24 protein-coding genes and 2 pseudogenes are annotated in these 25,427 nt (G+C 70.6%); 19 read left to right on the top strand and 7 right to left on the bottom strand.

All coding sequences use genetic code 11. The features are described 5' to 3' along the window. Positions 1–4: 4 nt before the first annotated feature. Positions 5–412: a YciI family protein gene (locus ABS735_RS34795; RefSeq protein ID WP_373904060.1), complete on the bottom strand. Its 408-nt coding sequence runs from the start codon at positions 410–412 to the stop codon at positions 5–7. Positions 413–752: 340 nt separating this feature from the next. Here ABS735_RS34795 and ABS735_RS34790 point away from each other — a divergent pair, with 340 nt between their 5' ends. The 3 genes from ABS735_RS34790 to ABS735_RS34780 all read left to right on the top strand — a co-directional run bounded on the left by ABS735_RS34790 (position 753) and on the right by ABS735_RS34780 (position 3,670). Further along, positions 753–1,616: an MBL fold metallo-hydrolase gene (locus ABS735_RS34790; protein ID WP_373904059.1), complete on the top strand. Its 864-nt coding sequence runs from the start codon at positions 753–755 to the stop codon at positions 1,614–1,616. Between the two features lie 150 nt (positions 1,617–1,766). After that, the gene (locus ABS735_RS34785; protein WP_373904058.1) at positions 1,767–3,353 is read left to right on the top strand and encodes an oxidoreductase; all 1,587 of its coding nucleotides are present in this window, start codon (positions 1,767–1,769) and stop codon (positions 3,351–3,353) included. A gap of 29 nt (positions 3,354–3,382) precedes the next feature. Beyond that, on the top strand, positions 3,383–3,670 hold the full coding sequence (locus ABS735_RS34780) for a ScoMcrA-related endonuclease (RefSeq protein ID WP_373904057.1): 288 nt from the start codon (positions 3,383–3,385) through the stop codon (positions 3,668–3,670). Between the two features lie 590 nt (positions 3,671–4,260). Here ABS735_RS34780 and ABS735_RS34775 read toward each other — a convergent pair. Then, entirely contained in the window at positions 4,261–4,734 is a 474-nt protein-coding gene (locus ABS735_RS34775; protein ID WP_373904056.1) for an NUDIX domain-containing protein, read from the bottom strand. Continuing rightward, positions 4,735–5,475 (bottom strand): helix-turn-helix domain-containing protein, encoded by a 741-nt coding sequence (locus ABS735_RS34770; RefSeq protein ID WP_373904055.1) that lies wholly within the window; start codon positions 5,473–5,475, stop codon positions 4,735–4,737. A 981-nt stretch (positions 5,476–6,456) separates the two neighbouring features. Here ABS735_RS34770 and ABS735_RS34765 point away from each other — a divergent pair. Continuing rightward, positions 6,457–6,778: pseudogene (locus ABS735_RS34765) on the top strand (helix-turn-helix domain-containing protein). Positions 6,779–6,968: 190 nt separating this feature from the next. Here the strand turns inward: ABS735_RS34765 and ABS735_RS34760 are convergent. Further along, positions 6,969–7,310: a hypothetical protein gene (locus ABS735_RS34760; protein WP_373904054.1), complete on the bottom strand. Its 342-nt coding sequence runs from the start codon at positions 7,308–7,310 to the stop codon at positions 6,969–6,971. Positions 7,311–7,786: 476 nt separating this feature from the next. Here ABS735_RS34760 and ABS735_RS34755 point away from each other — a divergent pair. The 10 genes and pseudogenes from ABS735_RS34755 to ABS735_RS34710 form a co-directional block, all read left to right on the top strand. Then, positions 7,787–7,984: pseudogene (locus ABS735_RS34755) on the top strand (IS256 family transposase); the annotation flags it as partial. A 116-nt stretch (positions 7,985–8,100) separates the two neighbouring features. After that, positions 8,101–8,748, top strand: a complete 648-nt coding sequence (locus tag ABS735_RS34750; RefSeq protein ID WP_373904053.1) for an HAD family hydrolase — start codon at positions 8,101–8,103, stop codon at positions 8,746–8,748. Between the two features lie 76 nt (positions 8,749–8,824). After that, positions 8,825–9,547: a VC0807 family protein gene (locus ABS735_RS34745; protein ID WP_373904052.1), complete on the top strand. Its 723-nt coding sequence runs from the start codon at positions 8,825–8,827 to the stop codon at positions 9,545–9,547. A 23-nt stretch (positions 9,548–9,570) separates the two neighbouring features. Next, the gene (locus ABS735_RS34740; RefSeq protein WP_373904051.1) at positions 9,571–10,815 is read left to right on the top strand and encodes an MFS transporter; all 1,245 of its coding nucleotides are present in this window, start codon (positions 9,571–9,573) and stop codon (positions 10,813–10,815) included. Continuing rightward, entirely contained in the window at positions 10,766–11,938 is a 1,173-nt protein-coding gene (locus ABS735_RS34735; protein ID WP_373904050.1) for an acetoin utilization protein AcuC, read from the top strand. Before ABS735_RS34740 ends, ABS735_RS34735 begins: the two co-directional genes overlap by 50 nt. A gap of 230 nt (positions 11,939–12,168) precedes the next feature. Continuing rightward, the gene (locus ABS735_RS34730) at positions 12,169–12,984 is read left to right on the top strand and encodes a phosphatase (protein WP_373904049.1); all 816 of its coding nucleotides are present in this window, start codon (positions 12,169–12,171) and stop codon (positions 12,982–12,984) included. Positions 12,985–13,113: 129 nt separating this feature from the next. Further along, on the top strand, positions 13,114–13,326 hold the full coding sequence (locus ABS735_RS34725; RefSeq protein WP_004984898.1) for a helix-turn-helix domain-containing protein: 213 nt from the start codon (positions 13,114–13,116) through the stop codon (positions 13,324–13,326). 109 nt (positions 13,327–13,435) lie between these two features. Further along, positions 13,436–13,534: a 30S ribosomal protein bS22 gene (locus tag ABS735_RS34720; RefSeq protein ID WP_003948845.1), complete on the top strand. Its 99-nt coding sequence runs from the start codon at positions 13,436–13,438 to the stop codon at positions 13,532–13,534. A 248-nt stretch (positions 13,535–13,782) separates the two neighbouring features. Continuing rightward, a complete protein-coding gene (locus ABS735_RS34715; protein ID WP_373904048.1) occupies positions 13,783–14,844 on the top strand; it encodes an NAD-dependent epimerase/dehydratase family protein in 1,062 nt (353 codons plus the stop codon). 14 nt (positions 14,845–14,858) lie between these two features. Further along, the gene (locus tag ABS735_RS34710) at positions 14,859–15,908 is read left to right on the top strand and encodes a lysophospholipid acyltransferase family protein (RefSeq protein ID WP_373904047.1); all 1,050 of its coding nucleotides are present in this window, start codon (positions 14,859–14,861) and stop codon (positions 15,906–15,908) included. Between the two features lie 100 nt (positions 15,909–16,008). Here the strand turns inward: ABS735_RS34710 and ABS735_RS34705 are convergent, their stop codons facing one another. The 3 genes from ABS735_RS34705 to ABS735_RS34695 form a co-directional block, all read right to left on the bottom strand. Further along, on the bottom strand, positions 16,009–17,256 hold the full coding sequence (locus ABS735_RS34705) for a DUF5667 domain-containing protein (RefSeq protein ID WP_373904046.1): 1,248 nt from the start codon (positions 17,254–17,256) through the stop codon (positions 16,009–16,011). A gap of 234 nt (positions 17,257–17,490) precedes the next feature. Beyond that, positions 17,491–18,285 (bottom strand): ECF subfamily RNA polymerase sigma factor, BldN family, encoded by a 795-nt coding sequence (locus tag ABS735_RS34700; RefSeq protein ID WP_007443701.1) that lies wholly within the window; start codon positions 18,283–18,285, stop codon positions 17,491–17,493. Positions 18,286–18,611: 326 nt separating this feature from the next. Then, positions 18,612–19,562, bottom strand: coding sequence for an HAD family hydrolase (locus ABS735_RS34695; protein WP_373904045.1), 951 nt, complete (start codon positions 19,560–19,562; stop codon positions 18,612–18,614). 120 nt (positions 19,563–19,682) lie between these two features. On the opposite strand from ABS735_RS34695, the gene ABS735_RS34690 reads away from it, so the two are divergent. The 5 genes from ABS735_RS34690 to ABS735_RS34670 all read left to right on the top strand — a co-directional run bounded on the left by ABS735_RS34690 (position 19,683) and on the right by ABS735_RS34670 (position 25,410). Continuing rightward, positions 19,683–19,994: a glutaredoxin family protein gene (locus ABS735_RS34690; protein ID WP_373904044.1), complete on the top strand. Its 312-nt coding sequence runs from the start codon at positions 19,683–19,685 to the stop codon at positions 19,992–19,994. 274 nt (positions 19,995–20,268) lie between these two features. Beyond that, positions 20,269–21,039, top strand: coding sequence for a redox-sensing transcriptional repressor Rex (locus ABS735_RS34685; protein WP_373904043.1), 771 nt, complete (start codon positions 20,269–20,271; stop codon positions 21,037–21,039). Further along, entirely contained in the window at positions 21,036–22,760 is a 1,725-nt protein-coding gene (locus ABS735_RS34680) for a glutamyl-tRNA reductase (RefSeq protein ID WP_373904042.1), read from the top strand. The genes ABS735_RS34685 and ABS735_RS34680 overlap by 4 nt, the downstream gene beginning before the upstream one ends. Continuing rightward, on the top strand, positions 22,757–23,716 hold the full coding sequence (hemC, locus tag ABS735_RS34675) for a hydroxymethylbilane synthase (RefSeq protein WP_373904041.1): 960 nt from the start codon (positions 22,757–22,759) through the stop codon (positions 23,714–23,716). The genes ABS735_RS34680 and hemC overlap by 4 nt, the downstream gene beginning before the upstream one ends. Next, positions 23,713–25,410, top strand: a complete 1,698-nt coding sequence (locus ABS735_RS34670) for a bifunctional uroporphyrinogen-III C-methyltransferase/uroporphyrinogen-III synthase (protein ID WP_373904040.1) — start codon at positions 23,713–23,715, stop codon at positions 25,408–25,410. Before hemC ends, ABS735_RS34670 begins: the two co-directional genes overlap by 4 nt. The last annotated feature ends 17 nt before the right edge of the window (positions 25,411–25,427 follow it).

Below are 25,427 nucleotides of genomic sequence, written 5' to 3'. Positions count from 1 at the left end.
GTGGTCACTCCGTGACGGTCGGGGGCGCGGTCAGGAACGGACGCAGCTCCAGCCACTCGTGGATCGGCTTCCCGCCCGCGCCCGGGGCGGCGGACAGCTCCCCGGCCAGCTCGACGGCGCGCTCGTAGCTGTCGACGTCGATCACCATCCAGCCGGCGATGAGGTCCTTGGTCTCGGCGAACGGCCCGTCGGTGACCGGCGGCTTCCCCTCACCGTCGTACCGCACCCACGTCCCCTCGGGGGCGAGCGCCTGTCCGTCGACGAACTCACCCGTCTTCTCGAGCCGGTCCGCGAAATCCTGCATGTACTGCATGTGCGCCGAGATCTCTTCCGGCGTCCACTGGTCCATCGGCGCGCTGTTGACCGGTTCCGGAGCGCCTCGGTAGTGCTTGAGCAGCAGGTACTTGGCCATGATGCGTCGTCTCCTCGGTGCTGGTGCGGCCCATTGTGGCCGCCTTCACCCCTGGGACGGAGCCGGACGCGCGGTCTCGACACGGCGGGACGGCCGGGCGGAGATTTTTTCTGAGATTCCTTCTCAGCCCTCCGCGGGCACCTGTACCGAGACGTCTCGCAGCACCTCTTCCACGCCGTGCCGGAAGGTCTCCGTGACCAGCCCGGGATCGCAGAGACACCCTCGGCGGTACGCCTGATACGGGGTACGCGCAACCCGGCCCGCCGGGGGTGTGACCCCGGGCCCTTCGAGCACTCGTGGCAGTACCCGGGGGAGCCGCGAGCGACGGAAGGAGCCGACCGTGCCGCACCACTCACCCAACCCGCCGAACCCGGCGAAGCCGCCCGAGGGCGCCGCGGACATCCAGTTCATCGGCAACGCCACCCTGCTGATCCGCTACGGAGACCTCACCCTCCTGACGGACCCCAACTTCCTCCACCGCGGACAGCGGGCCCACCTCGGCTACGGACTGGTCTCGCGCCGGGTCACCGAGCCGGCCCTCGACGTGACGGAACTGCCGCACGAGGACCTGGACGCCGTGGTCCTCTCCCACCTCCACGGCGACCACTTCGACCGCGTGGCCCGCCGAGGCCTGGACCGGGGCCTGCCGTTCGTCACCACCCCGCACGGCTCCCGCCTCCTGAAGGGCCTGTACGGCTTCCGCCGCGCCACCGGCCTGCGCACCTGGCAGAGCCACACGCTGCGTCACGGCGACTCCACCGTCCGTATCACCTCGCTCCCCGGCCGCCACGCGCCCGGAGCCGCCCGGTTCCTGCTGCCGCCGGTGATGGGCAGCCTGCTGGAGTTCGGCGACCGCTCGGGCGAGACCCGGCTGGTCCTCTACCTCTCCGGCGACACCCTGATGTACGAGGGCCTGCGCGAGATCGCCGAACGCCACCCGGACATCCACCTGGCGGTCCTGCACCTGGGCGGCACGACCCTGCCCGGCGGTCTCGTGGTCACCATGGACGCCCAGCAGGGCGCCGACCTGCTCGACCTCCTGCGCCCCCGCCGGGCCATGCCCGTCCACTACAACGACTACACGGTCTTTCGGTCCCCGCTGGACGACTTCCTCGCGGAGGCCGACCGCCGGGGCCACGCCGCACGCCTGCTGCGGTGCGCCCCGGGCGAGCACGTGACGGTGGGCGCGGAGGCGAGAACCTGACGGAGACGACGAGCGGACGGAAGGCGAGCGGACGGAAGGCCAGCGGACGGAAGGCGAGCGGACGGAAGGCGAGCGGACGGAAGGCCAGCGGATGGAAAGGGGGAAACGGGGCTTGCCCGGCACCCGGCAGCCCCAGGAAGATCGTCGTCCGTGCGCCTCAACGAACTCAATGACCACGAACGCCGGTTGTGGGACGCCTACCCGCAGGGCCGCCCCGTCGAAGCCCCGGACGACCCGGCAGCACCGGACCCGGTGATCCGGTCCGACGTCATCGCGGCACTGCTGCTGGGCGCCAACGCCGAGCACACGCCGGGCGACCGCCCCGCGCTCCGCCTGACCGGCGCGCGGATCACGGGCCTCCTGGACCTCCGGTTCACGGAGATCACGGCACCGGTCGTCCTGACCGACTGCCGCTTCGACGAGGCACCGCTGCTGCAGGGCGCCCGGACCCGGGAACTGGCCATGGGGGGCTGCACCCTGCCCGGACTCCTGGCCGACACGGCACAGATCGACGCGAGACTGGTCCTCACCCGCTGCCGCCTCACGGGCCCCCTGGCCCTCACCCGCACCCAGATCAACGGAGACCTGGATCTGCGCGACACGAAGATCGCCTTCCCCGACGGCGAGGCGATATCGGCGGTTCACGCCCAGGTGGCCGGCGACGCACTGTGCACCAACCTGGCCGTGGAGGGGACGTTCCGGCTGTCCGGCGCGGCCATAGACGGCGAGTTCGACCTGGAGGGCGCCTCCCTCCGTGCCCCCGGCCGCCACGCCCTGGACGCCTACCACGTGCGGGTCGCCGAGGACTTCACCTGCCACCCCGGCTTCAGCGCCGAGGGCCGGCTCATCCTCTCCGGCGCCACGGTCGCGGCGGCCATCGGCTTCTGCGGGGCGCGGCTGAGCAATCCCGGTGACGTCGCCCTGGAGGCGGTGGACGTCACGGTCGCCCGCAACTTCGACCTGGGCGTCGGACTCACGGTCGACGGCGCGGTGAAACTCGACGGCACACACGTCGGCACGGAACTCAGCCTCCGCGACGCCGAACTGACCCACCCGGGCGGCACCGCCCTGTCCTTGCGCGCCATCCGGACCCGGGAAACGGACCTGCGCACCCGGCGCCCGATCGACGGAGTGGTCGACGCACGCAACGCCCACCTCGGCACGCTCCACGACGCCCCGGACACCTGGCCCGCCGACCTCCGCCTGACCGACACGACGTACGACACGCTGGCCTCCCCCCTGTCGGCCACGGAACGAGTCCGCTGGATCCGCCGCTCACCCGGCGGCTACCTGCCCCAGCCCTACGAGCAACTGGCGGCGGCCTACCGGCGTCTCGGCCACGACGACGAAGCCCGCACGGTCCTCCTGGCCAAACAACGCCACCGCCGCGCCGGCCTCCCCGCGCACACCCGCCTCTGGGGCCACATCCAGGACGCCGCCGTGGGCTACGGCTACCGCCCCCTCCGCGCCGGCCTGTGGCTCCTGGCCCTACTGGCCTGCGGAGCCCTGTACTTCGCTCTGCACGCCCCCGCTCCCCTCGAGCCCGGCAAGGCACCCCCCTTCAACGCCGTCTTCTACACCCTCGACCTCCTCGTCCCGATCATCACCTTCGGCCAGGAACCCGCCTTCGCCCCCCGAGGCCCCGGCCAGTGGCTCTCCTACACCCTGATCGCGGCCGGCTGGATCCTGGCCACGACGGTCACGGCGGGGGTGTCGCGGGCGGTCAGCAGGCAATGACCGGGCACCGGTTCGGCTACCGTCACCTCATGGCGCTGTACGAGATCACCCGAGCTGCGGTCCTGCAGGCCGTCGCGGAGTACGACCGACTCGGTCGGGACGCGTTCTTGCACCGGTACGGATTCGGACCGTCGCGCAGCTACCTGCTCGAGATCGACGGCAAGGTGTACGACTCGAAGGCCATCGTGGGAGCAGCGCACGGTTGTCTGCCCGGTCGGGACCCTCTGGGAAGCGACGAGTTCTCCGGCGGCAAGGATTGCGCCGTCAAGCTGCTGAGGGGCCTCGGCTTCGACGTCGTGGTCCGCGCGCGGAACTGATCCCTGACGCACCGCTCCCAGTCCGGATGCCAGAAACCGTTGTGCTCCACGTCGAACCGCACTCCGTCTGTCTGCCACGCCAACCGCTGCGCCAAGTCCATCGGGTCGTCGTCCCGCCAATCCGGCCAACTACGGCTCCCCGCAGGCGGCCCTGCTCGGAGCAGCGTTCGGTGTTCCGGCGCGAAACGGAACTCCCAGCGCTCCTCGACGTGATCAAGTCTTCGCTCGCTCAGCTTGCTTCACCTCTACACGAGGCGAAAGCATGGCAAGCAACGGTAAGGCACCTTGTGGGAAGCTCGGACGGCTGGCGCCTCAGCGGACGGGCCAGAACCGCGCCGGGTTGTGCGGGACGGCACGCGAATAACGGCTCTGTCAGTGCGGAGTGTTAGCTTCCGTGCCAGAGATGCGCCGGTTCGATGTTCTTTTGCGGAACACGGCGGCCAAGGGGGGCCGGATAGGGGTCTACAGATCACTGGATTCCGGGATACCGAATGGCTCCGCACCCACCCCCCTCATAAAGGCGGTGCAAGTCGGGCGCCTCGGGCCCACTGGCCTGGGCCCTTGACCGTCACCGTCGGCATACCCCTGACTCACCCCAGATAGGGCTTAGCCCGGCCCTCGGTGGCGTGTTTCAGCCGCAGCCGCTGAGTGTGGTGCATCGGCAGACCGTCCAGCTCGGCCGGTGCGACCCACCGCAGCTCCGTGGACTCGTCGGAGATGGCCAGTTCGCCACCGATCGCGCGGGCGCGGAAGCACACGTTGAACTGGCGGCGGACTTCCCCGTCGCTGTAGGCGATCACGTGCCGCGGATCGGTGTAAGTGCCGACCAGGCCGGTGACTTCGACGTCCAGCCCGGTCTCCTCCTTCACCTCCCGCACGGCCGTACCGGGGAGGCTGTCGGTCATTTCCATCCCTCCGCCGGGAAGCGCCCACAGGCCGTTGTCCCGGCGGCGCTGCAGGAGGATGCGGCCCTGGTCGTCGGTGACGACCGCAGAGGCGGCCACCACAAGTGAGTTGGGCTCGGGAGCCTGGGGATCGTCGTAGTACTCGGTGCGGCGGGACACTTATTCCTCCACAGCTCGGGCCGTCTCCCACACGGCGTCGAAGCTGGCCGCGTAGGTGTCGAACATGCCGCCGTCCTCCGCTCTCCTCAACTGCCAGACCGGGGCTCCGTAGGCGTTGACGCCGAACATGTGCCCGTTCACCAGCATCTGGTCGTCGGCCCGGTAGATCGAGTTGTACAGGGCCGTCGCGTGCGTGCGGACCTCCACTCCGGGCACGCCGAGGAGTGGCCGGTAGTGCATCAGCGCAAGACGGCAGCGGGACTCGATACCGTGCCCGAACCGCTCCTCCCGTCCGCGTGCCCGCACCTGCTCGCAGTCGTCGTCGCCCACCGCGATGCGGATCGCGCAGCCTGCGGCGGCCTGCTCCTCAAGGAGTTCGTTCAGCCGCGGGTAGCCCTCATGCAGGAACACCCCTGCGTACACCAGAATCTCGAGCTGCTCGCGGGCCTGCGCGAACAGCTCGGCGTAGGCCGATATCGGGAGATCTGCTCGCCGTGGGTACAGCATTACCACCTCGGGGCTGATCGTGCGCGCTGTCCTCGGCTGGCGCAGCGCCGGCCACAGCGCGTGGACATCCTCGCCAAGCGCTTCGGCGGCGATCAACGCGGTCCGCTGCCGGGGGGTGCGGTCTTTGTTCACCCACCGCTCCACCGACTTGGGGTCGACACCGACCTTTTGCGCGAGGGTGGCATGCGTCCAGCCACCGGCGGCCATGGCTTTACGTAACCGTTCGTTCGCCATCGTTTCCCCCCTCGGTCGTGTAGGGACGTTTTACCCCCCGAAGGACGTCCTGAAGTGGTGAATGAGGGATGTTCCCACGTCCCAGCGACCCGCATGACGATCGCAGCACGACAGCGCCCGGCGGCCGCGCGAACGGCCCCGGGCATGGCCGACTGTGGAGGAGTCGACATGCCGCACCGTACCGGTACCCCCGCCGCAGCGGGAGAGCCGCTATCAGCCCTGGTGGTCCCGCCCGAGGTTGTCGGCGCGCTCGCTCTGCCCGAACCGACAAAGCTCACCGACGACCAGGTTCGGGGCGCCAGGTGCGTCTGGTGCAGGGCCGGTCTGACTTCCGATACCGCCATCGATTTCGGTGAGCAGGTGAGTCCAGCGCCCTGGTCCACGTCGACAATCGGGACGTGCTGGTACCCGCGTGCCTGCCCGGCCTGCGTCGCTGGCCATGCCCACCGTGGTCTCCTCGATCACGCGCCCGGCTGCGAGGACTGCCGGAAGCGGCCGACGCCCGGCCACCCCGCCGCCTGCGAGACCGCCCGAGTCCTGTACCGCCTCGTCCGGGGAGCACGACGGTGAGGCGCTGCGACTGCTGCGGCGAGCCAATCCAGGGTGTGCCGCGCGCCATCATTCCGGAATCCCCATCGGGCGCCGCACCGACCGTCTACGTCTGCCCGCGCCCGTGCCGTCCGAAGGCGCCCCGGCAGACCGCACCAGTTGGTTTCCACCGCTGAGCCCCGCTCCCGGCGCGTTCCACTGAGAGCGCCGGGAGAGAATTCGACCTGCGACACCCACGTCAGGAGTCTTCCTTGAGTCCCAAGGTTGCGGCGGCTTGCGCTATGCGTTCAACAGATCGTGCTGCTGACGGTCTTCCGCAAGACGAAGACGCGCTGATCGGCGAAAGTCGAGCATGCGTATCAAGGGTCAGAAGGTCTGCGAGGCCGAACACGGCCATGCCCAGCACACGTACGAGCGGTGCAAGGAAAGCTGATACAGCACAGCGCATGGAGGAAGCGCCGGACCCGGCAGCTGCGGGTGAGGCGGTGGCATACGACCAGGAGCACGTCGACGCGCGGCTGGCCGGCGATCTCGGCCAAGCGGTGTACGACCGTCGGATCGAGCTCTGCCTGTCCCAGACGGGACTGGCAGAACGGAACGGGATGACACAGCCCGGGTCGCCAGGACAGAGGGTGGCGACACCGTGCCGACGCCCCCACTGCTGCGGCGCTTGGCCAAGGCCCTGGACGGCACTCTCAACCTGACCATCGATGAAGGCGACTCACACGTCACCTTCACCCCGCACGCCGCCTGAACCACCGAAGGGCACCTACAAAAATTCGTAGGTGCCCTTTCCTGTGCCGCCGGCAGGATTCGAACCTGCGACACCCGCTTTAGGAGTTCGATCACTGCCCGGCTACGCCGTGGATCCGCACGGACTCACCGGCTATCAACGGCCGTGGGTGGCTGTCGGCGTTCGTCAACGTCGATGTCAGCCGTGGATGTTAAGTGAGGTCCTTCAAGGTCCCAGGGATGTTGTCGAACATGCCCGACGGGAACGACGTCATGCCGAGCTTCTCCATGCCTGCCACTACGGCAGCCAGAGACACGACCTGCCCTAGCGGGCTGTCCTTCTGGATGACGAACACGAAGTCATTCTCGGATGGAGGAAGAGTCTTCGGAAGCGTCGTCAAGCCGTGCCTGTCAAGCTCCTTGCTGATCTGCTCGCGCAGCGCCGCACTGAGTCGATCTCTCTCCGGTGCGGCGTACTTCTTGATGAAGCGCATCGAGAGGCGCTTGATGCCGTGGTCCACCTCTACCGCGTGGGCAATCACAGTGAAGTCCATAAGGTGGTAGTTAACTCATTTAGTAGCTGAGTTGTCAAGCCGTGGGTACGGGCTGGCGCCTGTGCCAGTAGCACCGGTCTGCTGTGGAGGCGGTCGGACGGTCTGACGGCGGATACTCCGCAGGCATCTGTGCCTCAGTCGGCGACCGTCAGCCAGTGGGCAGGTGGGCTGACCGACTAGGTGCGCGTATGCCTTGCCGCAGCACCCCATCGGTCTCAGCCGCGCTGTCAACGCCGTCGACCACTGCAAGTCGCGCCGACCGGGCCGTAGGACCCCTCAAGAGCTGCCTTCTCTATGCCCTCAGCTTGGGAGGCTGCGATCATTCGCGGCTGACTCGATCGCCGACCTATGCGACCGGTCCGTCCGCCGCCCTGTCGGCCTCGGCGGCTTTCACCGTGGTTCCCCGCTGTTCCCCGTTCGGTCTGGTGGGGACTGTAAATCGTTCGGTGTAACTCCCGATCATGGAGGATGCATCGATGACCAGTGAGAACGTGGCCGAGCACGAGGCCGGCGAGGCGGCAGCGGCTTCGCCGCCCAAGGCCGTTGACGACCAGCTGATCGATGACCTGGTGGGCCGGGCCCAGGCCGAGGGCCTGCAACTGACCGGCGAGGGTGGGCTGCTCCAGCAGCTGACCAAGCGGCTGCTGGAGTCCGCNCGGAAGCTAAGCCTTACAGCGCCGATGGTACTGCAGGGGGGACCCTGTGGGAGAGTAGGACGCCGCCGAACAATTATTGCGAGAAAACCCCGCACCGGGAACGGTGCGGGGTTTTCTGCGTTTAGGGTCTGTGTATGCGCTACGACCTGGTTATCTTCGACAACGACGGTGTTCTCGTCGACAGTGAGCCGATCTCCAACCGACTGCTCGCCGGCTATCTCACCGAGCTGGGGCACCCGACGTCCTACGAGGACTCGCTGCGGGACTACATGGGTGGCGCCATGCACCGCGTGCACGATCTCGTGCTGGAGCGGACGGGGCGGCGACTGCCCGAGGACTTCGACGATGTCTTCCACGGGCGGGTGTTCGCCGCCTTCGAGCGGGAGCTGGAGCCCGTTCCGGGCGCCGTCGGCGTGCTGGAGAAGCTCGCCGCCGACGGGGTGGCGTACTGCGTGGCGTCCTCCGGGAGCCACGAGCGGATTCGGGTGGGGCATCGGAAGGCCGGGCTTGACCGGTGGTTCGACGACGAGCGGATCTTCAGTTCCCAGGACGTGGGGCGGGGGAAGCCCGCGCCGGATCTGTTCCTCCACGCGGCCGCGCGGATGGGTGTGGCACCGGAGCGGTGTGCCGTGATCGAGGACAGTCCGCTCGGCGTACAGGCAGCGGTCGCCGCGGGGATGGACGTGTACGGGTTCACCGCGATGACGCCGGCCGCGAAGCTCGCCGGAGCCACCCGACTCTTCGCGGACATGGGGGAGTTGGCCGACCTGTTGCCCGGCTGACGTCTGACAATTGTCATGCGCGGTTCTGGACGGTCGTTTCTACTGCGGGACCCTGTCCGGCCGCGAAGCTGAGTGCATGACCAAGCCTCGTAAGTCCCGTACGTTCGTGTCGCTGCTCCTGGACGTGGGAGTACCCGTCGGGTCGTACTACCTGCTGAAGGGCGCGCTCGGGATGGGTGCGGTCGCGGCGCTCGGGTGGAGCAGCGTCGTGCCCGTGCTGCGGACCGGGTGGGGAGTGCTGAGGCAGCGGGAGGTGAACGCGCTTCCCCTGCTCATCCTGCTGGCCAACCTGGTCGGTCTGCTGCTCAGCTTCGGTACGGGGGACGCTCGGCTGATGCTGGTCAAGGACAGCGCGGTCGGGAGTCTCGTCGGGTTCGCGCTGCTGGGGTCGGTGGTGCTGGGGCGGCCCATGATGACGGCGACGCTCAAACCGTGGCTGGTGAAGGGGGACCTGGGCCGGGAGGCCGCCTGGGAGAGGCTGCGGAAGGAGTCGCCGGCGTTTCGGCGGGCGGAACTGCGTTTTTCCGCGGTGTGGGGGATCGCCTTCGTCGCCGAGTGTGCGCTGCGGGTCGTGGGGGTCTACACGTTCCCGGTCGACACGATGGTCTGGCTCGGCACGGTCGTCATGATCGTCACGATGGTGTTCGCGTTCGTGGTCGGCGGTGCGCTGGGTGCGGGGCCCATGGCCCACATGATCGCAGCCGCCGTGGCCTCGGACCGTGCTCCCGAGAGCGTCGCCGCTGCCACCGCCGCGGAAGCTGAGAAGAATTCATCTTTGGCTGGATCTACCCACCGGTAAGCCGGGGCCCTACGCTCGCCGCCATGACTGATGTGCTGCGGCGCGGCAGGGCCTCGCTCGCGTTCGGCTTCTTCGCCCAAGGGGTCGCCTTCGCCCTGCTGGTGACGCGCATCCCGGCCATCCAGGACCGGTACGGCGTCTCCGACGCGCTGCTGCCCGTCTTCCTCGCCGCCGTGCCGATCCTGGCCGGGGTCGGGAGCGTGGTGAGCGAGCGTCTGGTGCGTCGGGTGCGGCCCAGCCGGCTGCTGCGCTGGTCCCAGCCGGTGGTGCTCCTGGCGCTGCTCGGCGTCGGAGCGGGGGACCGGGTGGCGGTGCTGGCGGTCGCGCTGGCCGTCTTCGGGCTGTCCGTGGGTGCGCTGGACGCGTCGATGAACATGCTCGGGGTGAGCCTGCAACGGGCGTACGGGCGCAGCATCATGCTCGGGTTCCACGCGGCGTACAGCCTCGGCGGGATTCTGGGGGCCTCGCTGGCATGGGCGGGGGCGCACTGGGACCTGGCGCTGTGGGTGTCGTATCTGCCGGTGGTCGTCGTGCTGTTGCCGGCCGCGCTGGTGGGGAGCCGGTGGTACGTCGACGGGGACGGCGGTGGCGCGTCGGAGGTCGCGGACAAGGGCGCGGGCGGGGCCGGTGCGGGCGTCGGCTTCAAGATGCTGTTGCCGCTGTGTCTGGTGATGACGTTCGCGTACATCGGGGACTCGACCGTCTCCAACTGGAGCGCGAAGTACCTGCAGGACGTGCTGGGGAGTTCGGAGCAGCTGGCCACCGTGCCGTACAACGTCTACATGGTGACCACGCTGGTGGGGCGGGCCCTCGGTGACTTCGGGGTGCGGCGGTTCGGGGCCGTGGCGGTGGTGCGGGGTGGAGCCGTCGTCGCGGCGGGCGGGTTCGCCGTGGTGGCGTCGGCGCCGGGCGCCTGGGTGGGGATGCTCGGGTTCACGCTGCTGGGTCTCGGCCTGTGCGTGCTGGTGCCGCAGACGTTCGCGGCGGCGGGGCGGCTGGCGGCGGAGCGGGACGGCAGTCCGGGGGCGTCCGACGCGGCGGTGGCGCGGCTCAACGTCTTCAACTACGTCGGCTTCCTGATCGGTTCGCCGTTGGTGGGGGCGCTCGGAGACGCCTGGAGCTACCGCGGGGCGATGCTCGTGCCGATGGTGTTGGTGCTGGTGACGGTCGTGTACGCCAGGTCGTTCGGGGATCGGCCGGACCGATACGGTGGCGGGCATGAGCGGTCGCGCACAGCTGATGTGGGACGAGGCAGTAACGGGCTATGACTTCGGACCGGAGCATCCGATGGATCCGGTCCGGCTCGCCCTGACGCGAAGCCTGGTCGGTGCCCTCGGGCTCGACCGGGAGGTGGAGGTCGTCGCGGCGCGGCCGGCCGGGGAGTCGACGCTGCGGCTCGTCCACCGGGAGGACTACATCGACGCGGTGAAGGCGGCGTCGGCGGACCCGGGCGCGGCCGACGGGTCGTACGGGCTCGGGACGGTCGACGATCCGGCCTTCGCGGGGATGCACGAGGTGTCCGCACTGATCGCCGGGCAGTCGGTGGGGGCGGCGGAGGCGGTGTGGCGCGGGGACGCGCTGCACGCGGTGAACTTCGCGGGCGGGCTGCACCACGCGATGCCGGGCGCGGCGTCCGGGTTCTGTGTGTACAACGACGCGGCGCTGGCGATCGCGCGGCTGCTGGAGCTGGGGGCCGAGCGGGTCGCGTACGTGGACGTCGACGTGCACCACGGGGACGGGGTGCAGGCGGCGTTCTGGGAGGACCCGCGGGTGCTGACGGTGTCGCTGCACGAGCATCCGCGGACGTTGTTCCCGCAGACCGGGTGGCCGCAGGAGACCGGGGCGGACTGTGCGGAGGGATCGGCGGTGAACGTCGCGTTGCCGGCGGGGACCGGGGACGCGGGGTGGGTGCGGGCGTTCCATGCGGTGGTGCCGGAGGTCCTCGCGGAGTTCCGGCCGCAGGTGCTGGTGACGCAGCACGGCGCCGACACGCACTTCGAGGATCCGCTGGCGCATCTGGCGGTGTCGCTGGACGCGCAGCGGGCGGTGCAGGTGGTGTGCCACGAACTGGCGCACGAGTACGCCGGCGGGCGGTGGGTGGCGCTGGGGGGTGGTGGCTACGCCGTGGTGGAGGTGGTGCCGCGGTCGTGGGCGCATCTGGTGGGGATCGCCGCGGGGCGGCCGGTGGAGCCGGAGACGGTGATTCCGGAGGGGTGGCGGCAGGAGGTGTTCGCGCGGACGCGGCAGCTGGGACCGATGCGGATGACCGATGGGCGGTGGCCGGTGTCGTGGGCCTCGTGGGAGGCGGGGTACGACCCTGCGGATCGGTTGGATCAGGCGGTGCGGGCGGCTCGGCGGGCGGTGTTTCCGTTGCGGGGGCTTTTGCCGTAGGGGGCGGTCTACTGGTTGCCCGGCGTAGGTGTGGGCGCGGGGTGGGGGACGCGAGCCGGCGCCGGCCGGGTGCCGCTGCGCCCACCCGTGCCGCCCCAGCGACACGACTGCCCGCAGCGGGGGCAGCATGGCGACTGCCCGCAGCTGGGTGGGCGCGGTGTTACGCCGACCGTGCGTAGATTCTTCCGTTTCCCGGTTCGGGTGTGGGGAGACCCGGCAGCATCGGTCGTGTGCTGACCCGTGGAGCTCTTCGGGCTCATCTTCTTGATGTTCGGCTGGCCGGGGTGGTGGCGACCTCTCGGGAGGCGAGTCTGCGGAGTTACCGGCTGTTCGCCGCGCGGGACCCCCGGGTGCTGATCGGGATCGACCCGGGAGGGGAGTGGCGGCAGCGGGACCTGCTCGGGCTGATGGCGGAGAGGTGCGGCGTTTCGGCCGATCCGCGGGACACCTCGGGCCAGGACGTGATCGACCCGGACCGGACCCTCGCGGCCCTGGACGCCTTCGCCGGTCGGCTCGCGGCGGTCGCCGAGCGGCGTGGTCCGGTGCTGCTCGGCACCGGGCATCCGCATCGACTGCTCGGTTTCTACGTCGCCTTGGCCGAGGCGCTGTCGGCGGCGGGATGTGCTGTCCTCACCCCGGCGCAGGGTCGCTCTGTCGACATAACGACCCGGTTCGGTCTACGCACGTACAACCTCGACTACGTCCGCGGAGTCGCGTTGGTGCGGGAGCCCGGCGCCGGGCGCGCCGGTGGTGAGCCCGGCGCGCACACGCACTCGCCGCTGCCGGTCCGTACGGCGCTGGCGGCCGCGGCCGAGGGCGGCGGACCGTTGCCCGAGTTGGTGATCGGGGATCACGGGTGGGTCTGCGGGGCAGGTCAGCTGGGGTTCGAGGCCATCGGGCCGGCCGATACGGACGATCCCGCGCTCTTCGTCGGTCAGGCCGAGGGGTTCGTGTCCGTCGCCGTTCCACTTGATGACGCTGTGCGGTCCGAGTACTACCGACCGCTTACCCGCTACGTACTCAATCGGGCGTGTCTGTCACGGTAGGGAAGTGATGGGTGCACCTCTTCCCCACTCGCATCACCCGCCCCTACATTGGGGAGTGAGCACGCAGCGACGAAGAGTCACCGGAAGGGGAAGCCGGTGGCCGTCGAGTGCGGAAGGTGCAGGTGTGTCATGGCTGCAGCTGGCGAAAGGCCTCTGAACGAGGTTCAGTTCCTTACCGTGGCGGAGGTCGCCTCGGTGATGCGCGTGTCCAAGATGACCGTGTACCGGTTGGTGCACAGCGGTCATCTGCCCGCGATCCGGGTGGGACGGTCGTTCCGTGTCCCGGAGCAAGCGGTTCACGAGTACCTCCGCGAGAGCTACGTGGGGGTGGAAACGGCCTGACGGCCCTCGATTACGACCTCAGCGCTCGGACCGGTAGGCTGGCCCCTCGTAGGTCGTGTGGGCCCATGGCGCTCACCAACCGAGTGATGAGAAGTGAGCGAGGATAGTCGTGGGCTCTGTTATCAAGAAGCGGCGCAAGCGGATGGCCAAGAAGAAGCACCGCAAGCTGCTGAAGCGCACGCGCGTTCAGCGTCGCAACAAGAAGTAAGCGACGCTGCGCCGTCAGCGTGGTCTGTGGCCCCCCACCGCATCCGGTGGGGGGCCACAGTCTTGTGGTCGCCGGCCCGGCCGCACTTCCGGCAGCTCTCCCGGCCGCTGTTTTTTCGTCATCCGCCGCGTCCGTCGGTCATCACGGTGCAACACCGACCGGCTAAGTTGGCCCACGGGCGGGGAAGGCGACAGGGTACGCAGCGGGGCCGGAGCAGGGCTGGAGCAGGCGGAAGGAAGGCGCTGATCTTGGGCAAGGTCGTGCTCGTGACCGGAGTGGCCCGGCCGCTGGGCGGCCGGTTCGTCCGGCGCATCCAGCGTGATCCCGACGTGGAGCGGGTCGTCGGTGTGGACGCCGTGGCACCGGAGCACCATCTGGGCGGTGCGGACTTCGTCCAGGCGGACATCCGGCAGTCGGCCATCGGCCGGGTGCTCGCCGAGACGCGGGCGGACACCGTCGTTCACCTGGACGTGACGGGGACGCCGCTGGGCAGCGGCAGCCGCACGTCGGTGAAGGAGACCAACGTCATCGGCACGATGCAGCTGCTCGGCGCCTGCCAGAAGTCGCCGACGGTGCAGCGGCTGGTGGTGAAGTCCAGTACGAACGTCTACGGGTCCGCGCCGCGCGATCCGGCCGTCTGCACGGAGACCACCGCGCCCAAGTCCCTGCCCAGCGGCGGCTTCGCCAAGGACGCGGTCGAGGTCGAGGGGTATGTACGGGGCTTCGCGCGCCGTCGGCCGGACGTGTCGGTGACCGTGCTGCGGTTCGCCAACATCCTCGGTCCGGCCGCGGACACGCCGCTCGCCTCGTACCTCGGACTGCCGGTGCTGCCGACGGTGTTCGGCTACGACCCGCGGCTGCAGTTCGTGCACGAGGACGACGTGATCGAGGTGCTGCGGGTCTGCTCGCACGAGCCGCGGCGGGGCACGTTGAACAGCGGGACGTTCAACATCGCCGGTGACGGTGTGCTGCTGCTCTCCCAGTGCTCGCGGCGGCTCGGCCGCCCCACGGTGCCGCTGCTGCTGCCCGCGGTCACCTGGGCGGGTTCCCTCGTGCGTACGCTGGGGATGACGGACTTCTCCCCCGAGCAGATCCGGCTGCTCACCCACGGCCGGGTGGTGGACACCACGCAGATGCGGGAGACGCTGGGCTTCAGGCCGAAGTACTCGACGGCCGGGGCGTTCGCGGACTTCGCGCGCGGCCGGGGTGCCGGGCTGCTGCCGCCCGAGGCCCTCGCGGGGGCTGTCGACCGGATCGCGGAGCTGTCCCTGCGGGGCAGCGGCCACCTCCCGACGCAGAGCGCCAACTGAGGAGCGCATCAACGATGGCGGACGCCAAGGTCATTCCGTTCGACGACGACCGGTCGCGGGGGAACCGGCGCAAGGCAAAGGCGGAGTCGGCGCCGGCGGGCGAGGTGCAGCCGCTGCCCCTGCGGGGAGCCGCCGCGCGCGAGGACGACCCCGTGACGCCGCCCGCGGCTCCCGGGCCGCAGGCGTCGGCGCAGCCGACGGCGGGGGACGACGGCGACGGGGACGGCGGCCTGGAGCGGCGTATCGCGGGCGGGCTGTCCTTCCTGCGCCGCCGGCTCACCGGGGACTACGAGGTCGACGACTTCGGCTACGACGCCGAGCTGACCGACCAGGTGCTGATGTCCCTGCTGCGCCCGGTGTACGAGAAGTACTTCCGGGTCGAGGTGAAGGGCGTGGAGAACATCCCGGACCGGGGCGGTGCGCTGATCGTCGCCAACCACTCCGGGACGCTGCCGCTGGACGGGCTGATGATGCAGGTCGCCGTGCACGACCACCACCCGGCCGACCGGCACCTGCGGCTGCTGGCGGCGGACCTGGTGTTCGTGCTGCCGGTGGTCAACGAGCTGGCGCGCAAGCTCGGGCACACGCTGGCCTGCGCGGAGGACGCCGAACGGCTGCTCGCTCAGGGCGAGCTGGTCGGGGTGATGCCGGAGGGCTTCAAGGGCATCGGCAAGCCGTTCGCGGAGCGGTACAAGCTCCAGCGGTTCGGGCGGGGCGGCTTCGTGTCCACGGCCCTGCGGCAGGGGGCGCCGATCGTTCCCTGCTCGATCGTCGGGGCGGAGGAGATCTACCCGATGATCGGCAACTCCAAGACCCTGGCGCGGCTGCTGGGGTTCCCGTACTTCCCGCTCACGCCGACCTTCCCGTGGCTGGGGCCGTTGGGAGCGGTGCCCTTGCCGACGAAGTGGACGATCCAGTTCGGTGAGCCGATCCCGACGGACGGCTACGCGCCGGAGGCGGCCGAGGATCCGGTGCTGATGTTCAACCTGACCGACCAGGTGAGGGAGCAGATCCAGCACACGCTCTACAAGCTGCTGGTGCAGCGGCGGTCGGTGTTCTTCTGAGGGATCTTCCGGCGGCGCCGCCGTACGCACGGACGCCGCCGTACGGAAGTGGGGGTGCCCCGTGAAGCATGGGGCACCCCACCGCCGTAAGCACGTCGGCTCAGTCCGCGTCCTCCGCCTCGATGCCCAGGCCGGGCAGGAGGCCCGGGAGGAGGGGCGGGAGGGTGACGTCCGGCTCCGCGGGCGGGGTGTCGCCGACCGCGGGCGGGGAGGCGGTGTCGCTGTCGTCCTTCGGCGGGTCGAACAGGCCGCCGGTGCCGCCGCCGAGCAGGCCGTCGCTCTCCTGACCGGAGTCGGCGGACTCACTGGGACGGTCGGACCGGGAACGCCCGCGCTCGGACGTGCCGTCGTCGCCGGTGCTGGGCGCCGACGAGCTGCCGGAGCCGGGGGAGTCGGTGGTCGTCGAGCCGGAACCGCCCGGCCGGCCGCCGTCCCCGCCGTCGTCGTCCTGGGCCGGCGACGACGGCAGCATGGACTCCAGCGGGGCCACGTCGTCGTCTATGGCGTCGAACACCGACGACACCTGCTCACTGACGTCCCCCAGCTGCACGGGCAGCCGCTCGCGCAGTGCTCCCCAGGTCTCCCGGTGGGACTGGGAGAAGGCCGAGAGGGCCTGCATGGGGGCCAGCGAGTCGGGGTCGCGGGCATAGGCCGCGCTGAGCAGGCGGTGCCCCTCGGAGGCGTCGTGCCGCATGCCGGACAGGGCGCGCCGGACCTCACCGAGGGACTCGTGGTCGAGGGGACCGCTGCGGCCGCGCTCCATCAGCCGGCGCGCCTCGCTCAGCCGGGTCGAGGCGAGGTCCAGGTAGGCGCGGCCCCGCTCGTCGTTGCCGTCGGCGAGGCCGAGGCGGAAGTCCTCTATGCCGCGCTTGAGGCCGTAGAGCGAGTCGCCGGGCAGGGCGTCCGAACTGGCGGCGGCGACTCCGCCGAAGGCTCCCGCGGCCACGCTCACGCTCAGTCCGCCGGCGGTGAGGCCCTTGGCCAGCCGCGAGCGGGGCCGGAACCTGCTCAGCGGGGCCGCGCGATGGGCGCCGCGCGCCCGGCGCTGCTCCGGTACCGACGTGTCCGCCGCCCCGCCGCTCGCGGTGCCCTCCTGCAGCATGGCCTCGAAGGCGGCCACGAGCTGGGCCCGCTGGACGACCTTGACCTCGGGATCCAGCTCGGGCCGGGGCAGCGTCTCCAGACCGCGGGCCAGGGTCGTCAGACGACCCTGCTCGGTCGGTTCCGCGGTGGCCCCGGCGGTTGCCGGTCCTCCGGACTGCTCGGCCGCCGCCCCGGGATCGGACTGCTCCTCCAGAGCCTGGGCGAAGGCGTTCGCCCGCCGGTGTGCCGATACGTTCGCGATCACTGGCGGCACCTCCTCTCGTCATCACGGTCGACTCCCCAGGGGGTCCTGAGGGTTGCACGCCCTGATCGAAACCATCCGATCGGGTGACCGGAGTCGGCCAGGGAGTGACCACAGGGAGCCTGCATCCCGCACAACGAGCGGCGCGGCACTTGGGTTACGGACGGTGGATGATCGGACCGCGGACTCAACAGACTCTCACCGAAGGTGACTTGGGGAATGCGAGAAGTGAACGCCTCAGCGGGCGTCGTCCGGGAGCAGCCGGGCAAGGGTGCGGACGGCCCGGTACTGCAGCGTCTTGATGGCGCCCTCGTTCTTGCCCATGACGCGGGCGGTCTCGGCGACCGAGAGGCCCTGGAGGAAGCGCAGGGTCACGCACTCCTGCTGCTGCGGGTTGAGCCGTCGTACGGCCTCCAGCAGGGCGGCGTTGGAGAGCGATTCGAGGACGGAGTCCTCGGGGGACCGCTCGACCTCGTTGGCGTCGAGCATCTCGCCGGTGGTGACCTCGAGGCGGAAGCGGCTGGACTTGAAGTGGTCGGCGACCAGGTTGCGGGCGATGGTCACGAGCCAGGCGCCGAAGTCGCGCCCCTGCCAGGTGAAGGTGCCGATGCGCCTGAGGGCCCGCAGAAAGGTCTCGCTGGTGAGGTCCTCGGCGGTGGCCTTGCCGCCGACGCGGTAGTAGATGTAGCGGTACACGGTGTCGCTGTACTGGTCGTAGAGCCGGCCGAAGGCGTCGGCCTCGCCGGCCTGGGCCCGCTCGACCAGCTCCATCATGCGGGCGCTGTCGCTGTCCGCGGCGGGGCGGCGGTGGGTGGTGGCGGCGGCCCCGGACGAGGACGACCGCGCTCGTCTGCCGACGGCGGCGCTTCCTTCGGCCAGTGCGTAGCACGGACCGGCGGGCACGGCGGCCGCGGCGAGGGCGGGGACGGCATACGCGGTGGGGACGAAGCCGCGCAACAGGTCTTGGGCTGATTTGACCGTTGCGCGCAGCGTAGCCAGGCCCGAGGCGTCAACCCCGACGTGTGGGTACACGGGACTCCCAGAGGCAGAGCTTCCATCACGTGCAGTACGGAACCATTCACCCGTCGTAGCGAAGGTGGGGCACCGGAATGCGTCTGAGGAGAATAACGCTTCGTGCAGGCACTGCTACGCCCAGTTGCTCAAATCATCGATTACGTCGCTTCCGTGCCCGATTGACGCTCGATCAGCTGCCGCAAAGTGATCAGTAAATGACCGAAACGGTTCGGAATCCGTGTGACTACAGAGCGTGTTGTGCTCGATGTGAGGAACTGGGCGAGGAGGGGTGACTGGAGCGGGCGTTGCCGGGGTACGTCACTTCGATTGGCCCACCGGCTGGTTCAGCGGCGGCGGCGGTGCAGCGCGATGGCAGCCGCGGTGCCGCCCGCCACCGCGCCGACGCCCGCGGCCGCGGGGATGCCGACCTTGGCCGCCTTGCGGCCGGTGCGGTAGTCGCGCAGTCGCCACTCCAGCTCGCGGGCGTGCTTGCGCAGCTTGGAGTCGGGGTTGATCGCGTACGGGTGTCCGACCAGCGACAGCATCGGGATGTCGTTGTGGGAGTCGCTGTAGGCGGCGCAGCGGGACAGGTCCAGGGCCTCGGCCGCGGCCAGCGCCCGGACCGCCTCGGCCTTCGCGGGGCCGTGCAGCGGTTCGCCGACCAGCTTGCCCGTGTAGACGCCGCCGATCGACTCGGCCACCGTGCCGAGCGCACCGGTCAGGCCCAGACGGCGGGCGATCACCTGCGCGATCTCCACCGGGGCCGCGGTGACCAGCCAGACCTTCTGCCCCGCGTCCAGGTGGGCCTGGGCGAGGGCGCGGGTGCCGGGCCAGATCCGCTCGGCCATGTACTCGTCGTAGATCTCCTCGCCGATCGACCTCAGCTCGGAGACGCGGTGGCCCTTGACGATCGAGAGCGCGGAGTCGCGGGCGTCCTGCATGTGCTCCGGGTCCTCGAACCCGGCCAGCCGGAACCACGCCTGCTGCCAGGCGAAGCGGGCGAGGTCGCGGGTCTCGAAGAACTTCCTCTTGTACAGGCCCCGGCCGAAGTGGAAGATCGCGGCACCCTGCATGACGGTGTTGTCGAGGTCGAAGAAGGCGGCGGCCCTGTCGTCGCCGTGCACCGGGAACTCGGGCTCCGCGACACCGGAGTCGGGAGCGGTCTCCTGCGGGATCTCTGCGGTCTCGGCGGCCTCCGCGGACTTGCGCGCCGCCTCCGCCGAGGCCTCGCCTGCCAACACGCTCCGCGCCGTGGCGGAGCGCCTACGGGGAGTGAGCCATCGAAGAGCGGCCATGCCCGTGAGCATAGCCAGTTTGTTCGGGTGCTTCGGAGCCGAGAGGTTTGCGGGCCGTGAACTCTGGGCGACCGTGCCGTTGAACGACCTCCCGCCGAGGGGACGCCCGCGCGCGCGAGAATGACCGGCATGAGTCCCCTCTTCCACCGGAAGCCCGCGCGGCCCCAGCCCTCTGAGCACTCCGAGAACCATCTCGTCACCCTCATCCGCAAACCCGGCTGTCATCTGTGTGATGACGCACAGCTCGTCGTCGAGAAGGTCTGTGCCGAACTCGGTGTCCCCTGGGAGGGGAAGGACATCACCGAGGACCGCCAACTCCACGACCAGTACTGGGAGCAGATTCCGGTCGTGCTGGTCGACGGACGGCAGCACACCTTCTGGCGTGTGAACGAGGAACGGCTGCGCAAGGCACTGACCGATCAGTACAAGTAGTCCGTATGGTCGCTTAGGATCGATGGCAACCAGGTCTCGGGGGCGTTGATCGTGAGGAGCGTGTACGGCTTTGCCCCCGATGAGTGAGGGACGAGGGTGTGTATGCGCCGGTTCCCGTTCCGTGCGCCGGGGGCGCGTGACCCCGGTCACGTTGGCCGGGCAAATCGGACACCATCTTTGTGCACGCGTTCACAAAGACATAGCCTGCATTCGACGGGGCGGTCATGTAGGGACGTATGACCGCCTACAGCCCCGCTCTACCCGCAGGAGCACCGTGGCAACTGGCCGAGCACACCGACCGGCGACCCGCAGCCGAGGGATTCCCGAGGCCACCGTCGCCAGGCTTCCGCTGTACCTCCGTGCGCTGACCGCGCTCTCCGAGCGCTCGGTGCCCACGGTCTCCTCCGAGGAGCTGGCGGCCGCCGCGGGGGTCAACTCCGCGAAGCTGCGCAAGGACTTCTCCTACCTCGGCTCCTACGGGACGCGTGGTGTGGGCTACGACGTCGAGTATCTCGTCTACCAGATCTCCCGCGAACTCGGCCTCACCCAGGACTGGCCGGTTGTGATCGTAGGAATCGGTAACCTCGGCGCCGCGCTCGCCAACTACGGCGGGTTCGCCTCCCGCGGTTTCCGCGTCGCCGCGCTCATCGACGCCGATCCGGGGATGGCCGGAAAGCCCGTCGCCGGCATCCCGGTGCAGCACACCGACGAGCTGGAGAAGATCATCCAGGACGACGGTGTCTCCATCGGTGTGATCGCGACCCCCGCCGGTGCCGCCCAGCAGGTCTGCGACCGTCTCGTGGCCGCCGGTGTCACCTCCATCCTGAACTTCGCGCCGACCGTCCTGAACGTCCCCGAGGGCGTCGACGTGCGCAAGGTCGACCTCTCCATCGAGCTGCAGATCCTCGCCTTCCACGAGCAGCGCAAAGCGGGCGAGGAGGCCGCGGGTGACGCCGGCGTCGTACCACCCGTCGCCGCCCGCAAGCAGCAGCCCTCCACCGACCAGGGACCCGACGGGGACGTACCCGCCGTGATGCCGGCATGAGCCTCCTCGTCGTCGGGCTGAGCCACCGCAGCGCCCCCGTCAGCGTGCTGGAGCGGGCCTCGCTGAACGCGGACGCGCAGCTCAAGCTGGTCCAGGACACGGTCGCCGCCGAACCGGCCGCCGAGGCCGCGGTCCTGGCCACCTGCAACCGCATCGAGCTGTACGCCGACGTGGACAAGTTCCACGCCGGTGTCGCCGAGCTGTCCACGCTGCTGGCCCAGCACAGCGGGGTCGGCCTGGAGGAGCTCACTCCCCACCTCTACGTGCACTACGAGGACCGGGCCGTCCACCACCTGTTCTCGGTGGCCTGCGGGCTGGACTCGATGGTGGTCGGCGAGGGGCAGATCCTCGGCCAGATAAAGGACTCCCTGGCGCGCGCCCAGGACCTGCACACCGCCGGACGGCTCCTGAACGACCTGTTCCAGCAGGCCCTGCGGGTCGGCAAGCGCGCCCACTCCGAGACCGGCATCGACCGCGCCGGACAGTCCCTGGTCACCTTCGGCCTGGAGCAGCTGTCCGCCGGAGCCGACGTCCAGCAGTGGGCCCGGGGCAAGAAGGCCCTGGTCATCGGCGCAGGCTCGATGTCCTCGCTGGCCGCCGCCACGCTGGCGCGGTCCGGGGTCGCCGAGATCGTGGTCGCCAACCGCACCTTCGAGCGCGCCGAACGCCTCGCGCAGATCCTGACCGAGGGCGACGACACGGACGTGCTGGCCCGCGCGGTACCGATGGACGCGGTGCCGGGCGAGCTGACACGTGCCGACGTGGCCGTCTCCTGCACCGGTGCGACCGGGCTGGTCCTCACGGCGGACGCCGTGGCGACGACGGTGCAGGGGCGCACCGGCGCGCCCGCCGAGGCCGCCACCGCCGGCGTACGGGAGGAGCGGCAGGGTGCGGAAACGCCACTGCCGGGTGCCGGTACCGGTACCGCAGCCGGCGGTGACGAGAACTGTCCGCTGGACCTGTCCTCCGTCCCGTCCGGCTTCTCCGTCATGGGCGAGGCCGCCGTGGCCGGCATGGACGCGGCGACGCTGGAGCAGCACGGGGCCTGGGCCGCGGGCGGTACGGCGGTGGACCGGCCGCGCGAGACGAGCCGGCCCGGACCCGAGGCGGACGCCGAGCTGATCGGCGCGCTCGCCGCGACCGCGACGCGCGTCGGCCGCATCCCCGAGCGCCGCCGCCCGGAGCCGGTCGCCGAGGTGCCGCGCCCCGAGCCGGTGCTCTTCCTCCTCGACCTCGCCATGCCGCGCGACGTCGACGCCGCCGTGCACCGGCTGGCCGGGGTGCGCCTGGTGGACATCGAGTCGCTCGCCGGCGCCTCGGCCGACGCGCCGATGGCCGCCGACGTCGACATGGTCCGCCGGATCGTCGCCGACGAGGTCGCGGCCTTCGGCGCCGCCCAGCGCGCCGCGCGCATCACGCCCACCGTGGTCGCGCTGCGCAGCATGGCCGCGGACGTCGTGGCCGGCGAGATCGCCCGGCTCGAAGGGCGGCTGCCGGGGCTCGACGACAAGCACCGCGCCGAGATCACCCAGACCGTCAAGCGTGTGGTCGACAAGCTGCTGCACGCGCCGACGGTGCGGGTCAAGCAGCTCGCCGCCGAACCCGGCGGCGCCGGGTACGCGGACGCGCTGCGCACCCTGTTCGACCTCGACCAGGAGACGGTGGCCTCCGTCTCCCGAGCCGAGAACAGCACCACTGAGAAGAACCGAGGGCCGGCATGACTGAGAAGGCACTGAGGCTGGGAACCAGGCGGAGCAAGCTCGCCATGGCCCAGTCCGGGCAGGTGGCGGACGCCGTGAGCCAGGTGACCGGTCGGCCCGTTGAGCTGGTCGAGATCACCACGTACGGCGACACGTCGCGCGAGCACCTGGCGCAGATCGGCGGCACGGGCGTGTTCGTCGCCGCGCTGCGCGACGCACTGCTGCGGGGAGAGGTGGACTTCGCGGTTCACTCGCTCAAGGACCTCCCCACCGCGCAGCACGAGGGCCTGGTCGTGGCCGCCGTGCCGGTGCGCGAGGACCCGCGGGACGTGGTCGTCGCCCGGGACGCGCGCAAGCTGACCGACCTGCCGCGCGGGGCGCGCATCGGCACGGGCGCGCCGCGCCGCATGGCGCAGCTGAACGCGTACGCCCGTACCCACGGCATGGAGATCGAGACGGTCCCGATCCGGGGCAACGTCGACACGCGCATCGGATACGTCCGCAGCGGTGAACTGGACGCGGTCGTGCTGGCCGCCGCCGGACTGAACCGGGTGGGACGCATCGACGAGGTGACCGACTTCCTGTCGGTCGACACGGTTCTGCCGGCCCCCGGCCAGGGGGCACTGGCGATCGAGTGCCCCGCGGACAACGCGGACCTCATCGCCGCGCTCGCCGAGCTCGACGACCCGTTCACGCGGGCCGCCGTAACGGCCGAGCGGTCACTGCTCGCCGCCCTGGAGGCCGGCTGCAGCGCCCCGGTGGGCGCGCTGGCCGACCTTCTGGCCGACGGGCAGACTGTCAAGGAAATGCGCCTGCGCGGCGTCGTCGGCACGACCGACGGCTCGACGCTGGTGCAGCTGTCCACCACCGGTCCCGTGCCCGAGACGCACGAGGCGGCGCTGGCACTCGGTCGCGAACTCGCCACCGAGATGCTCGCCCAGGGCGCGGCCGGTCTGATGGGGGAGCGAGCACATTGAGCCCCACCACCCTTCCCGCCGGTCCGGAACACGGGCACGTCACCTTCCTCGGTGCCGGACCCGGAGATCCGGGACTGCTGACTCTGCGCGCCGTGGAGGCGCTGGCGCACGCGGACGTCCTCGTCGCCGAGCACGAGGTGCTCGACGTCGTACGCACGCATGCGAGGCAGGGCGTGTCGGAAGTGCACACGGATGCCGATCCGTCGGATCCGGGCACAGGCGCGCCCCAGCTGACGGTAGTTGACGGTGTGTCAACGACCCTCGGTGCCCCCGCTGTGCGGGATGCCGCACATCTTGTCATGGAGGCCGCGCGGGGCGGCAGGCGGGTCGTGCGTGCGGTGACCGGTGACCCCGGGCTCGACGCGTACGCCGCCGAGGAGATGCTGGCGTGCGCCGCGGCCGGGGTGCCCTTCGAGGTCGTCCCCGGCATCGCGAACGCCGTCGGCGTGCCCGCGTACGCCGGTGTGCCGCTGCGGGACGCGGAGGGCGCGGACGTGCGGTTCGTGGACGCCCGTACGGCGTCGGACCGCTGCTGGACCGAGGTGGGCGCCTCCGACGGCACGGTGGTCGTGTCGACGACGCTGGACTCGGTGGCCGCGGCGGCCGGCGAGCTGGTGTCGGCGGGCCGCAAGCCGGACACCCCGCTGACGGTGACGATCGCCGGTACGACGACGCGGCAGCGCACCTGGACGGCGACGCTCGGCACGGTCGCCCAGACGCTGAAGCAGGCGAAGGTGCTGCCGTCCCCGGACGGCGGCCGCCCGGTGATAGCCGTGGTCGGCGAGCGCAGCGCCCCCGCCCGGCGCGACCAGCTGTCGTGGTTCGAGTCCAAGCCGCTGTTCGGCTGGAAGGTCCTCGTTCCGCGCACGAAGGAGCAGGCGGCGTCGCTCTCCGACCAGCTGAGGTCCTACGGCGCGGTACCGCACGAGGTCCCGACCATCGCGGTGGAGCCGCCCCGCACCCCGCAGCAGATGGAGCGGGCGGTCAAGGGCCTGGTGACGGGCCGTTACGAGTGGATCGCGTTCACGTCGGTCAACGCGGTGAAGGCGGTCCGCGAGAAGTTCGAGGAGTACGGCCTGGACGCCCGGGCCTTCGCCGGCATCAAGGTCGCGGCGGTCGGCGAGCAGACCGCCAACGCGCTCATCGCCTTCGGCGTGAAGCCGGACCTGGTCCCGAGCGGCGAGCAGTCGGCGGCGGGCCTCTTGGAGGACTGGCCGCCCTACGACCCGGTCTTCGACCCGATCGACCGCGTCTTCCTCCCCCGAGCCGACATCGCCACGGAGACCCTGGTCGCCGGTCTGATCGAGCTGGGCTGGGAGGTCGACGACGTCACCGCGTACCGCACGGTGCGCGCCTCGCCGCCCCCGGCCACGACCCGGGAGGCCATCAAGGGCGGCGGCTTCGACGCGGTGCTCTTCACCTCGTCGTCCACGGTCCGCAACCTGGTCGGCATCGCGGGCAAGCCGCACAACGTCACGGTGATCGCGTGCATCGGCCCGGCGACGGCCAAGACCGCCGAGGAACACGGGCTGCGTGTCGACGTCATGGCCCCCGAGCCGTCCGTCCACAAGCTGGCGGAGGCCCTGGCCGACTTCGGCCTGCGCCGCCGGGCGGCGGCGCTGGAGGCGGGAGATCCGGTGACGCGGCCGAGCGAGCGGAGGCCGGGGTCGCGGAGACGGCGGTCTTCGACCTGAGGCTGTGTGCGGGGCGT

The organism is Streptomyces sp. MMCC 100, from assembly GCF_041538145.2.
In the GTDB taxonomy this organism is placed as follows: Bacteria; Actinomycetota; Actinomycetes; order Streptomycetales; family Streptomycetaceae; genus Streptomyces.
The sequence above is the reverse complement of the archived record's forward strand: the minus strand, read 5'-3'. Positions and strand labels throughout refer to the sequence as shown.

Bases quoted from the DNA above. Each gene is read 5' to 3' on its own strand.
- ABS735_RS34795 (WP_373904060.1), bottom strand. From the start codon at position 412: ATGGCCAAGTACCTGCTGCTCAAGCACTACCGAGGCGCTCCGGAACCG.
- ABS735_RS34780 (WP_373904057.1), top strand. From the start codon at position 3,383: ATGGCGCTGTACGAGATCACCCGAGCTGCGGTCCTGCAGGCCGTCGCG.
- ABS735_RS34770 (WP_373904055.1), bottom strand. From the start codon at position 5,475: ATGGCGAACGAACGGTTACGTAAAGCCATGGCCGCCGGTGGCTGGACG.
- ABS735_RS34760 (WP_373904054.1), bottom strand. From the start codon at position 7,310: ATGGACTTCACTGTGATTGCCCACGCGGTAGAGGTGGACCACGGCATC.
- ABS735_RS34750 (WP_373904053.1), top strand. From the start codon at position 8,101: ATGCGCTACGACCTGGTTATCTTCGACAACGACGGTGTTCTCGTCGAC.
- ABS735_RS34745 (WP_373904052.1), top strand. From the start codon at position 8,825: ATGACCAAGCCTCGTAAGTCCCGTACGTTCGTGTCGCTGCTCCTGGAC.
- ABS735_RS34740 (WP_373904051.1), top strand. From the start codon at position 9,571: ATGACTGATGTGCTGCGGCGCGGCAGGGCCTCGCTCGCGTTCGGCTTC.
- ABS735_RS34735 (WP_373904050.1), top strand. From the start codon at position 10,766: ATGAGCGGTCGCGCACAGCTGATGTGGGACGAGGCAGTAACGGGCTAT.
- ABS735_RS34725 (WP_004984898.1), top strand. From the start codon at position 13,114: ATGGCTGCAGCTGGCGAAAGGCCTCTGAACGAGGTTCAGTTCCTTACC.
- ABS735_RS34710 (WP_373904047.1), top strand. From the start codon at position 14,859: ATGGCGGACGCCAAGGTCATTCCGTTCGACGACGACCGGTCGCGGGGG.
- ABS735_RS34695 (WP_373904045.1), bottom strand. From the start codon at position 19,562: ATGGCCGCTCTTCGATGGCTCACTCCCCGTAGGCGCTCCGCCACGGCG.
- ABS735_RS34690 (WP_373904044.1), top strand. From the start codon at position 19,683: ATGACCGGCATGAGTCCCCTCTTCCACCGGAAGCCCGCGCGGCCCCAG.
- ABS735_RS34680 (WP_373904042.1), top strand. From the start codon at position 21,036: ATGAGCCTCCTCGTCGTCGGGCTGAGCCACCGCAGCGCCCCCGTCAGC.
- hemC (WP_373904041.1), top strand. From the start codon at position 22,757: ATGACTGAGAAGGCACTGAGGCTGGGAACCAGGCGGAGCAAGCTCGCC.